This is a genomic window from Legionella drancourtii LLAP12, from assembly GCF_000162755.2.
Lineage (GTDB): Bacteria > Pseudomonadota > Gammaproteobacteria > Legionellales > Legionellaceae > Legionella > Legionella drancourtii.
In genome coordinates this window covers 1-9,675 of sequence record NZ_JH413797.1, presented here as the reverse complement: position 1 = coordinate 9,675, position 9,675 = coordinate 1, and the positions used below count along the sequence as shown (strand labels likewise).

Sequence of the window (9,675 nt, the reverse complement as noted above, 5' to 3'; positions counted from 1 at the left end):
CCTCGCTGTAGACCTACGTATACCGTGTTCTTATTCACTGCATAAAGCGTTGTTGGCCTAGCCCAATGAGAAGAATACAGTTCATTCCAGTGAACTCCACCATCCATAGTTTTAGATACAGTCCCTCCATTAACCGCATATTTACCTGTTGTAAGTGCATACACAGTATTTGCATCGACCGTATTAACTTGCATAATTTGTGTATTTGCCAAACCACTAGGAATCCAGGTTTTACCACCATCTAAAGTTTTCCCCATTCCTAACTCAAGACTGCCGACATAAACAATCTCTGCATTAAATGCAGAAATACTGCTTACTAAAGGTGTATTGATAGGTACCCATGTTTTTCCACCATCACTACTTTTATACAAAGACTGATTACTTCCAGAAGATAGTCCCATACCACTGGCATAAATAATTGGACTATCTTTTACCAAAGAGAAATTATTAAACCATCCTTTACTCACAATTATTGCAGAAATAGCATGGACATGGGCACTCGTATCCTTCGGAATACTGCGCATCGCTGTTCCTTGAGTACCGAGAAAAAAATGCATCGCAAGAAAAAGGAAAACAACCAGAAAAAAGAAAATCAAAAACAATAAACTCAATCTTTTTAAAACATCAATTTTCTGCACCGCCATGACTTAATCCTTAAGTATTTATATACGCTAAATTTCAATAAGCGTATTTAATATAGTTACTACCTTTATATAGAGATTCATTAAAAAACAAAAGTCTATGCTTCTACTATTACGCTTGTTTATATTTTATATCAGGTTTCATACAGTGGATTAAGCCATAACACTATGCTATTGTTTTGGTTAATATATTTACTAAAACCAAATTTTATTAAATAGAAAAAGGAATTGAACTTAAAAAAACTCCCTCGTACTTAAAAAGGATTATTAACGCAGCAATTAAAATCTCGAGCGAAACCTTTGAAAAAAGGCCAATTCAATTGAGTATACCGGACAATTTACCACTTATAACTTTAGATCATAAATACATCCAAGAAGTACTTATGCACCTATTAGATAATGCAATTAAATTTTCCGTACCCAAATCGAACATTCAACTTTCTGTTCAACTAAAAGAAGAACACGTAATTGTCAGTATCGAGGATTTTGGCCTGGAAATTGCCATCGAAGAAAGAAAAAAATTATTTAAGAAATTTTACTGCGGTAAAAAGGCCCTTGAGGAACATGGCCTAGGCTTAGGCCTAGCCATATGTGAAAAAATAATTGCCGCTCATGATGGGACAATTTGGGTCGAACAAATCGCAAATAAAAGAACTGCATTTCGCTTTGCTCTTCCCGTTAATAGCAAAGATTGAACCAATATTGTCCACCCTCATCCGTATCAGAAAAAATTTATTCGTGCACAAAAAAACAAAAAATTGGTCCTACGCGCACTAATAATTATTTAAGTGCTACACTTTATTCATATACCGACATCCATTGCAGTTATTATTCTTAATTTTTAATTAAAATCAAACAGTTAAATGGAGTTAACGACAAATGAAAAAAATATCTCTAATTATATTTTTATTACTCTATATTTTTAACTATAAAATTTTTGCAGCTGCAGAAAAATTAACGCTTGAGAGCTCTGCCTTTAAATTAAATACTATGATTCCTGCCGAATATACCTGCAATGGTGAGGATCACTCCCCGCCATTGGAATGGCATAATGCGCCCGCAAAGACCCAATCTTTTGCTCTAGTGATGCAAGACCCTGATGCACCGAATGGGGTATGGACGCACTGGATTGTGTTTAATATTCCAGTCAAAGTAACACAATTAGACGCAGGAAGCCCCATTCCAGAAGGGGCTGCTAGTGGTAACAATAGTTGGGGGAGTTTAGGTTATCGTGGACCTTGCCCACCACTGGGGGCACATCGTTATGTATTTAAACTTTATGCCATGGATAATGTATTAACATTAGGGGAAGGAGCAACTTCTGATAGCATATTGCAAGCAATGACAGGACATGTTCTCGGTAGTGCTGAGTTAGTAGGACTTTATCAGAAATAATATTGATTTAATTTTAACCATGAACTGTTTGCCCGTATTGCTCGACTCATACGGGCAAATTTTCCTCTAGGAATCAAACCAAAATTCAGCTAAGGCTGTTCCTTTATAGTAAAGTTCTACACAAGCAAGGTGATTCAGGTGGCAACAAAGGATCATTAGCAGTCATAAAAATATCTCCATATTAATTAAGTTTATCGCCTGCCTGTGGAGAAACTAAGACTGAGGCGTGGAAGCGTAAATGATCCTCAATAAAACTGGCAATAAAATAATAACTATGATCATAAGCTGGTTGCAGGCGTAGGCTAAGAGCGACATTAGCTCGCAAACATGCATCCTGGAATAATTCAGGCTTTAGCTGTTCCTGTAAAAAGGGATCCGCTGCTCCCTGATCAATTAATATACTTTTATGCGGCAAACCTCGAGCAACAACAAGCGCACAGGCATCATATTCCTGCCAAAGATGCTTATCAGCGCCTAAATAACCAGTAAATATTTTTTGTCCCCAAGGACTTTGGCTCGGCGCACAAATAGGAGAAAAGGCAGAAACAGAACGATATTGCGTAGGATTTTTCAAAGCCAAAGTTAGTGCGCCATGCCCCCCCCATCGAATGCCCGAAAATACCACAGGCATTTTCATCAAGAGGAAAATGTTGTTGCAGTAATGCCGGTAATTCTTCACGAATGTAAGTCGCCATTTGATAGTATTTTGACCATGGATTTCGCGTGGCATCGACATAAAATCCAGCACCACTACCAAAATCATAATGGTCATGCTCTCCAGGTAAATCAATACCACGCGGACTGGTATCAGGAACCACCAATGCTAAACCAAGTTCAGCAGCAACACGTTGTGCTCCCGCCTTGGTAATAAAGTTCTGTTCTGTACAAGTCAATCCTGAAAGCCAATAAAGCACAGGAACTTTTTGCTGCAGGGCTTGTGGCGGCAAAAAAAGACCAAAACGCATAGTGCACTGAGTACTCAGCGAATGATGCGCATAAACTCGTTGTACCCCACCAAAACATTGATGCTCTTCGATAAGTTCCATCACCATGGTATTTAATTCCTCTACTAAAGATCAAAAGGTAACTACAGTACGAATTGACTCCCCGTGATGCATTAAATCAAAGGCGTCATTAATCTGCTCTATGGGTAAGACATGGGTAATTAAGTCATCAATATTAATTTTACCATCCATATACCAATCAACTATTTTAGGAACATCAGTACGCCCACGTGCTCCACCAAAAGCCGAGCCTTTCCATACCCGGCCTGTAACTAATTGGAACGGTCTGGTCGAAATTTCTTGTCCAGCTCCTGCAACACCAATAATAGTAGAAACACCCCAACCTTTATGGCAACACTCTAGAGCCTGACGCATCAAAGTTACATTACCCACACATTCAAAACTATAATCTGCCCCACCTTTGGTTAACTCAACCAAATGAGCAACCAAATCTTTGCCCAATTCTTTGGAATTCACAAAATCAGTCATTCCCATTTTTTTTGCTAAGGCCTGACGAGCCGGATTAATATCAACGCCAATAATTTGTTCTGCGCCAACCATGCGCGCGCCTTGAATTACATTAAGTCCAATGCCCCCCAAACCAAAAACCACCACCTTAGCGCCTGGTGTTACTTTTGCGGTATAAATTACCGCTCCTAAACCCGTTGTAACGCCACAGCCTATATAACAAACCTTCTCAAAAGGTGCATCATCACGGATTTTTGCCAATGCAATGTCGGGTAATACGGTGTAATTAGCAAAGGTTGACGTGCCCATGTAATGAAATAATTTTTGTCCATGCAGGCTAAAGCGACTTGTCCCATCAGGCATCAAACCCTGCCCTTGTGTACCACGGATAGCCTGGCATAAGTTTGTTTTTTGCGAAAGACAGTATTCGCATTGTCGGCATTCGGGGGTATATAAAGGAATAACATGGTCGCCTGGTTTTAATGAAGTGACTCCAGCACCTACTTCAATCACAATACCTGCGCCTTCATGTCCTAAAATTGCGGGGAAGATCCCTTCTGGATCAGCACCTGATAAAGTAAATGCATCCGTATGACAAACACCAGTTGCTTTAATTTCAACCAAGACTTCTCCTGGTTGTGGTCCTTCCAAATCCACCATTTCAATGGTTAATGGTTTTCCTGCTGCATGGGCTACAGCTGCTTTTACTTGCATCAAATATCTCCCTTTAGATCCACCTGATTCTCTAAATTATTTAAGAATCGACATTAACAATTGCACAACAAAAAAAATAATAATGATTATGGGGATGAAAAACGATCCCTTATTTACCGGTTTTGCACCACTATTGATATTTACATTAATAGCTCCGTCGTTTGAGTCATAAAATGTATCTTTATCGACAACAATTGCTTGCGGTGGTAATTGTTCTGATTCCGTTTTAATCCGCGCGGTTTTTTTAACCGCAGTGCCTATTGCTAAAAATTCGATTAAGCCATTACCTAATTGATACACATAGGTTTTCACTCCGACGACGTCATCTGCTCCTATGGCTTTTGCTTCGTTATTAATTATTGCTAAAGCATTTTCACGCGCGGCATAGATCATCCGTGTGAGTTCATTAATTTCACCTCTGAAAAAAGATTTCAGTGTGGAAGTAATTCCCCCTACAACGCCTAAAGAATAAACGGATGTTCCTAATAAAAGTTTCATAGGTGCATAACCAATGCTTGCCATGTTCCACATTTCGATATTAGTCATATCACTGGTTACAATGCGATTATTTGCATCTGTTAACAATTGTGCATTGTAAGAGGCCGTACCAATCATTAGCATTTCATTAACACCACCAAAAGGCAAAACCGTAGTTCTAATGCCGAGCACGGCATTGGCCTTATATTGTTCTGCATGGGCAATAATACGATTTAAAGCTAAGTGTCTGGTTTTATTAAAAATATCAGAATATTCTTTGATTTCACCACGGCCTAATGTTTTTACTTTTCCTAAAAGACCACGCCCTACCCCCATCGAATAGGCAACGTTACCAAAAGCAAAACAAATGGGCTTATAACCCGCATCCAACTGGGCGTATAATTCCTGACCATCGGCGGAGGTTGAAAACTTGGACTTATCTGCATCATTAATGGCATGAACCATCGAACCTATAGATAAAAACTCCACATTAGAACCATGAAAGATAAGCTGACTGGTAACTCCTGTAATTCCGGTAGCATTACTAGTTTGTGCTTCTTGCAACATGCGTTTATAAGCCGTTTCCCTTCCTTCTTCGATGAGCGAGGTAACCTGTTGCAATTCACCTCCTAACATCGCTTTAAGGCCTGAGCCAACACTTCCAATAATGCCCAACGAATGCACACTATTGCCAACTACAATATTGCCAGGTTCATAATTTTTCAGTTGCAGGCAATATATTTCGTTACCAGATAATCCTGTAGTCACAGCCATGATTTATTCCCTTAAAATAATAAGATCTGTCGACATTTCTACTGTCTTGGCCAACACAGCCCCTAGTCCCTATAAGTAAGTGTAGCCATTATTTGTTTAATTACCGCTCACTTAATATTAACGCAAATTATTAAAAACAACTGCCTGCAGTGTTCCCGCCATGAGTAAAGAACCATTATTGGAATCAAATATTGGGGGGGTATTTTCACTAATTTTAATCTGAGTAGAATAAAGCGTGTTACTAACTGAAATCGGAACAGCAGGTGTATCGTACATCGCCCCTCCGCTTCCTGCCACAGGAGTAATCGTAACGCTGCTAATCGGGGTTATGCAAACCTGCCCAGTACCCGCCCATACCGTAATCTCCTCCAAATATGCTAGTGTTTTGGTGAAACATGGTGTCGGCACACCATTGCTAAAAGAAACGACCACAGCCGTTACTGAGCCTCCTGAGACTAACATATTAGCGACATCAATGCGTTGTATCGGGGCATTAGCTGCAACGACAACCTGGGCAAGAATTATCGATACCCACATAATTATCCATCTACTGTTCATAAAAACTCCCTTTAAAAACAAAATTTATACGCCCCCAGAAGTCACTTGAATAGGTATCCCAAAACAGTTATTCACATTAAATGAATGCGCCTGATCCAGATTAGTAAATACAATATAACCCGTAGTTGGATTAGTAAATTTACCGTTAATAACAACGATATTATGTCCAGGAATCAGCTGATCTTGTGTGACATAATTGCCATTTAGACTGTAAGAAATGATTGTGCTGGTGCTGTCACTAAAGGAGCTACCAAGGAGGACATACTGAAATGGATAACTCGTATCAATATAGCAAACCACACTATAAGTCACCGAAGGTACCAGGCCATTTAGAGAAACATTTAAGCTCATCGCCGGCGCCACATCACCGCCTCCACCCAACGTAACAACCGAACTTGCTGTCGCGGTAGCTGCTACGAAAGATAAAACCGTAAGGCATACACTCTTTTTCACTAAAATCCTCCTTGAAAAATAACCTGTAAACAGCAATACACCAATAGAATTGATGTATTAACGATTAACACAATGATATCCTATTAGCAATTTTTTAAAACCCATTTTAGGCTTAGCGCATGGAAAAAGAACTCGCTGCGATTTATGTTGTAAAACCTGAATTTCACGCAGAACTCACTGAAGAATTAAGTGAAGTTTCACATGTTGTTGAAGATTTAGTTTTTTCCCCCCATAAAAACCCCAATGTATGCTTTGCGCAAGATATTTGGCTAGAACCGCAAGTAGTCACTTTTCAATCGATTTCAGAAGCAGTCAAAATTCTGCGTCGAGCTGGGAAATTCTGGTATTTACATCCAATTTCTCACGTGCGACGCTCACGTTTAATTGAAGAGCAATTGCGGCAGTATTCATCGCTTATGCGCCATTTTCCTATTACCGAGGAAATCCCTGATATTGGTGCTTTTAGCTTATTAGATCAAAATACGCTGGTTTTTAGTGCAAAACGCTTGCGAAAATGGCCTCAAGGAATCTGTTATTTTATTGAAGATAAAATCAATCCACCAAATCGTGCTTATTTAAAATTGTGGGAAGCACTAACTTTGTTAGGCCGCTCCCCCCAATCAGGTGATTTAGCTTTAGATTTAGGTGCCTCCCCCGGAGGTTGGACCTATGTGATGCATTCATTGGGTGCACACGTTACTGCCGTGGATAAAGCGCCCATAGATCCGAACATTGCCAAACTTCCGGGTGTGAACAGCATCCAACAAAGTGCATTTGCCATTGAACCTGCGACTTTAGAACAAACTTATGAGTGGGTCTTATCCGATGTAGCCTGTTACCCGGAACGCGCTTATGCGCTCATTATGAAATGGATAGCTTCTGGAAAAGCCAAGCAAATGATATTTACCATCAAACTACAAGGTGAAACAAATCTGGCTACGTTGAAGCAATTTCAGGCGATACCCAATTCATATATTACCAACCTGTTTTATAACAAACATGAAGCAACGTTTTTTTATCCTTTTAAAGGATAGCATTTAAGCAGCGAATCCCCGAGCTTCGCTGCACTGCACCCCAGGATTTTATTTTCTTTATTTCATTACACATCTACAAAATCATCAATAACGAAACAATCACCAGATCTTTTCACAGTAAGCATAACGCCCTTTAACGGTTGTAAAGCATCCGTTGAAGAAGCAGTCAATATTTTGGTGTCAAATTTAACCAGTACTTTCCATTCATTATTAGCCTTATACGTTATGACCGGTTGTACTGGTAATCCCATTAATAAAATACCCTTTTTACTTTGGATGGATGCAAAAACGCGTTGTTGTTCTAATAGCTGGTACTGCTTGCTCCAAGCATTTGGCGAGTAATACTGTAATGCGTCCTTTGCATACTCATCTTTTTTCGTGGTGAAATTAATATTATAAGTGACATACATGGCCTCATAAGTCCAGGCAATCACATTAAAATCCTCCCCTTTATTATTGACGCATGGAGCCTGAGCATAAACTGTTATGCAAACAAGCATCATCATAACCATTGGTACATTACGCCAAAATTTGTTCATCAATTCCTCTCCTAAACTATGCAGAAAACTATTTTATTATGATACGCTGTATTCCTCTTTTAACAATGTAGGGAAACACATTATGTATTTTAAGATTAGGAACACCCTAGGACCGTTACTGCTTATTCTTTCATGTCCTATCTTCGTCATGTTGATGTGGTATACCAATACAGAGCTCAAAGGCTCATTATCCACGCTATGGGATTTAATCGTCCAACAAGGTCTTTTTGAAACAACTTATAAAATATGGCAACCCTATTTTTGGGGCTCGGCTCTTGCCTGGAAAGTTATTTTCGCCTTTATTATTTTCGAACTGGCATTAATGCGTTTACTACCAGGAAAAGAATTTACTGGGCCAGTTACACCGAAAGGCAATGTTCCTATCTATAAAGAAAATGGGCCTTTAGCATTCATCACCACCATGACTACCTTTTGCGTTGCCAGCTTTGGTTTACATTTATTTCCAGCGTCCATTCTTTATGACAATTTGGGAGCTATTTTAGGCGCACTGAACGTATTTAGTTTGATATTTTGCGCGTTATTGTACATCAAAGGTCGTTACTTTCCCTCATCGACTGATTCAGGAATTACCAATAACATTATCTTCGACTACTACTGGGGCACAGAGCTTTATCCCCATATTTTCGGCTGGAGCATTAAAAAGTTTATTACTTGCCGTTTTGGCATGATGAGTTGGGGATTATTTCTGATTTCTTATTGTGCCAAACAAGCTGAATTAGGGGATCTTGCTAACTCCATGCTCATTTCCGTGGCCTTACAATTTCTATATTTAAGCAAATTTTACCTCTGGGAAAAAGGGTACCTACGCTCACTGGATATTATGCATGACCGTGCTGGTTTTTACATTTGTTGGGGTTGTCTCGTTTGGGTTCCTTGCATTTATACCTCACCTAGCATGTACCTTGTTCTGCACCCCATCCATTTAAGTTTCTGGTTAGCAACTAGCATTTTAGTTTTAGGTGCAGCGAGTATTCTTATTAATTATTTTGCTGATCGCCAAAGACTCATGACAAGAGCCACCGATGGTGAGTGTAAAATCTGGGGTAAAAAGCCCGTTACCGTCTTCGCTCAATATCAAACGACTGAAGGTGATAAAAAACAAACGATTTTACTTGCCTCAGGCTGGTGGGGTGTTGCCCGACATTTTCATTATGTTCCCGAACTGGCAGGTACGTTTTTTTGGTCAGTGCCTGCATTATTTGAAAATTTCTCACCTTACTTCTATCTTTGTTTTTTAACTATTTTGCTTGTAGACCGAGCATTTCGCGATGACCGTCGTTGCTCGGATAAGTACGGTCAATATTGGCATAAATATTGTGAACTTGTTCCGTATAAAATTGTACCCTTTGTAATTTGATAAAAGGCGATTGCTTCTTTATTACGCACTAATACACCTCGCTCATCACTAGGCATAGGCGTTAAACTCGAGAAAAATTCGCTGCCTACTTCCCGCGGCTGTCCGCGGGAGCCATGGACAATAAACTAGATGCCACAACCAACGTACCAGGTTTTAGCGTAAACAACTCCATTTCATTATCAGAATAAGTTAACTGGAGCAGCAAGAGCACAAATAATAAGAGCATAACGGGGGCTCACG

General features: G+C 39.6%; 12 protein-coding genes. 4 read left to right on the top strand and 8 right to left on the bottom strand.

Annotation, left to right across the window (positions count from 1 at the left end; genetic code table 11):
• On the bottom strand, positions 1-644 hold a 644-nt coding region (locus LDG_RS01540; RefSeq protein ID WP_199484634.1), incomplete at its 3' end, for a WD40/YVTN/BNR-like repeat-containing protein.
• Between the two features lie 317 nt (positions 645-961).
• Here LDG_RS01540 and LDG_RS01535 point away from each other — a divergent pair.
• Both LDG_RS01535 and LDG_RS01530 read left to right on the top strand, forming a co-directional pair.
• Positions 962-1,336: a sensor histidine kinase gene (locus tag LDG_RS01535; RefSeq protein WP_267878833.1), complete on the top strand. Its 375-nt coding sequence runs from the start codon at positions 962-964 to the stop codon at positions 1,334-1,336.
• A 184-nt stretch (positions 1,337-1,520) separates the two neighbouring features.
• Positions 1,521-2,036, top strand: coding sequence for a YbhB/YbcL family Raf kinase inhibitor-like protein (locus tag LDG_RS01530; protein ID WP_006869329.1), 516 nt, complete (start codon positions 1,521-1,523; stop codon positions 2,034-2,036).
• A 181-nt stretch (positions 2,037-2,217) separates the two neighbouring features.
• Here LDG_RS01530 and LDG_RS20800 read toward each other — a convergent pair whose 3' ends face one another.
• From LDG_RS20800 to LDG_RS01505, 6 genes are all read right to left on the bottom strand, one after another.
• Positions 2,218-2,610 carry an alpha/beta hydrolase-fold protein gene (locus tag LDG_RS20800; RefSeq protein ID WP_456085359.1) on the bottom strand — a complete coding sequence of 131 codons (393 nt, stop codon included), beginning with the start codon at positions 2,608-2,610 and terminating at the stop codon, positions 2,218-2,220.
• A complete protein-coding gene (locus LDG_RS20795) occupies positions 2,504-3,088 on the bottom strand; it encodes an alpha/beta hydrolase-fold protein (protein WP_006869327.1) in 585 nt (194 codons plus the stop codon). Before LDG_RS20795 ends, LDG_RS20800 begins: the two co-directional genes overlap by 107 nt.
• Before the next feature lie 24 nt (positions 3,089-3,112).
• A complete protein-coding gene (locus LDG_RS01520) occupies positions 3,113-4,222 on the bottom strand; it encodes an S-(hydroxymethyl)glutathione dehydrogenase/class III alcohol dehydrogenase (RefSeq protein WP_006869326.1) in 1,110 nt (369 codons plus the stop codon).
• 36 nt (positions 4,223-4,258) lie between these two features.
• Positions 4,259-5,473, bottom strand: coding sequence for a heavy metal-binding domain-containing protein (locus LDG_RS01515; protein WP_006869325.1), 1,215 nt, complete (start codon positions 5,471-5,473; stop codon positions 4,259-4,261).
• A 117-nt stretch (positions 5,474-5,590) separates the two neighbouring features.
• On the bottom strand, positions 5,591-6,031 hold the full coding sequence (locus LDG_RS01510) for a hypothetical protein (RefSeq protein ID WP_148263479.1): 441 nt from the start codon (positions 6,029-6,031) through the stop codon (positions 5,591-5,593).
• Between the two features lie 24 nt (positions 6,032-6,055).
• Positions 6,056-6,484 (bottom strand): hypothetical protein, encoded by a 429-nt coding sequence (locus LDG_RS01505; RefSeq protein WP_006869322.1) that lies wholly within the window; start codon positions 6,482-6,484, stop codon positions 6,056-6,058.
• A 119-nt stretch (positions 6,485-6,603) separates the two neighbouring features.
• On the opposite strand from LDG_RS01505, the gene LDG_RS01500 reads away from it, so the two are divergent.
• On the top strand, positions 6,604-7,518 hold the full coding sequence (locus LDG_RS01500) for an SAM-dependent methyltransferase (protein WP_006869321.1): 915 nt from the start codon (positions 6,604-6,606) through the stop codon (positions 7,516-7,518).
• Positions 7,519-7,583: 65 nt separating this feature from the next.
• Here LDG_RS01500 and LDG_RS01495 read toward each other — a convergent pair whose 3' ends face one another.
• Positions 7,584-8,057, bottom strand: coding sequence for a hypothetical protein (locus tag LDG_RS01495; protein ID WP_006869320.1), 474 nt, complete (start codon positions 8,055-8,057; stop codon positions 7,584-7,586).
• Positions 8,058-8,139: 82 nt separating this feature from the next.
• Between LDG_RS01495 and LDG_RS01490 the strand changes: the two genes are divergently transcribed.
• Complete coding sequence (locus LDG_RS01490) at positions 8,140-9,435, top strand: phosphatidylethanolamine N-methyltransferase family domain-containing protein (RefSeq protein ID WP_006869319.1); 1,296 nt, start codon at positions 8,140-8,142, stop codon at positions 9,433-9,435.
• Positions 9,436-9,675: the final 240 nt, after the last annotated feature.